The following is a 1,885-nucleotide window of genomic DNA, read 5'->3' on the forward strand; positions in this document are numbered from 1 at the left end:
CCGCCGGATGATACGTCCCCACGATCCGCATCACATTCTCCCGGATCCTGTCCCCGTCCTCATTGGCGGTCACATAAAGCTCCTCCAGCTGCCCCTCAAACCGCTCCATATCGAACTCGATGGGCTTTCCGATATGAATTAACTTATTGGGCGTATCCTGCATCCCTTCCTCGTTCATGAGAAGCTCCTCATATAACTTCTCCCCGGGCCGCAGGCCCGTGAACACGATGGGGATATCCACGTCCGGTGTGTACCCGGACAGCCGGATCAGGTTCTTTGCCAGATCCAGGATCTTCATGGGCTCCCCCATGTCCAGGACGAAGATCTCCCCGCCCTTGGCATAGGCTCCGGCCTGTAATACCAGCGACACCGCCTCCGGGATCGTCATGAAATACCGGATGATATCCGGGTGGGTCACCGTCACCGGACCGCCCTGCTCGATCTGCTTTTTAAAGAGCGGGATCACGGACCCGTTGCTTCCCAGTACATTTCCGAACCGCACGGCCACAAAGTCCGTCTTTGACCTGGCGTTCATCATCTGCACCACCATCTCGCACATCCGCTTGGACGCCCCCATGATGTTGGTGGGGTTCACGGCCTTGTCCGTGGAGATCAGCACGAAACGACTGGTTCCATATTTATCCGCCGCCTTTGCCGTCTTATATGTACCAAACACGTTGTTCTTGATGGCCTCGTTGGGGCTGTCCTCCATGAGGGGCACATGCTTGTGGGCCGCCGCATGGTACACGATGTCGGGACGGTATTTCTCAAACACCGTCTCGATCCGGTGGGTGTTCCGGACAGAGCCGATGAGCACCACCAGGTCCAGGTCCGGATACTTTTCCTTAAGCTCCAGCTGGATGTCGTAGGCGTTGTTTTCGTAAATATCAAAGATAATTAACTGCTTCGGGTTATGGCTTGCCACCTGGCGGCACAGCTCGCTTCCGATGGAGCCGCCTCCCCCGGTCACTAAGACCACCTTCCCGCTGACGTAGCCCATGATCTCGTCTAAGTTCACCCGGATGGGATCCCGGCCTAAAAGGTCCTCGATCTCCACGTTCCGGAGTTTTGCGATGCTCACCTCGCCGTTGATCAGCTGGTAGATGCCCGGCAGGATCTTCACCTGGCAGCCCGTCTCCCGGCAGATCTCGATGATGGCCTTACGCTCCCTGGCTGAGGCCGACGGGATGGCGATGTAGATCTCGTCGATCTTATATTCTTCCACAAGCCGCGGGATGTCGTTCCGGTTCCCGGCCACGGGAACGCCGTTTAGGAACTTCCCGGCCTTGTTCTTGTCATCGTCCACAAAGCAGACCACGCAGCCGTTGACCAGGGAACTGGTGGTCATCTCCTTCAGGATCACGGAACCAGAGGTCCCGGCGCCCACGATCACGATCCGCTTTGCCGCTTTTTTACTATGGTTCCCGAATAAGGAGATCACCACCCGATAGGAGAGACGGATCCCCAGCTCCTCGGCACAGAGGGCCGCAAAGGACACTAAAAAGAAGCTCCTGGGCACGGAAAGCTGTAAGAGCATCATCCCGGCGATCTGTACCAGGGAGGCCAGGCCGCAGGCCGCCACCACATGGAGGGCTTCCCGGACCCCGGCCACGCTCCACATGGTGGAGTACATCCGGGCCAGGAAGAAGATCACCAGGGAGGCCAGGATATAATAGGGAAGGAACTCCAGGGCCGCCCGGGCGTATTCCGGTGGGATCTTGGAAATATTTAAATCAAACCGGACAAAAAGGCCTAAAAAAGAGGCCAGGCAGAGCGCAAGGACGTCTGCGGCCATTAAGATGCCCATGCGGACGCGCTTGTCCCTGGGCAGGTATTTTTCCAGAAATTCGTACATCAGATCTTCCTCGGATTCGTTGTTTTCATG

The 1,885-nt window shown here is 57.1% G+C and carries 1 protein-coding gene; it reads right to left on the bottom strand.

Features of this window, described 5'->3' with window-relative positions:
- On the bottom strand, window positions 1–1,795 hold a 1,795-nt coding region (locus WIH05_RS11610), incomplete at its 3' end, for a nucleoside-diphosphate sugar epimerase/dehydratase (protein ID WP_337425417.1).
- Window positions 1,796–1,885 lie beyond the last annotated feature (90 nt).

The sequence above is a fragment of the Alitiscatomonas sp. genome (assembly GCF_037242085.1).
GTDB classification, from domain to species: Bacteria; Bacillota; Clostridia; order Lachnospirales; family Lachnospiraceae; genus Alitiscatomonas; species Alitiscatomonas aceti.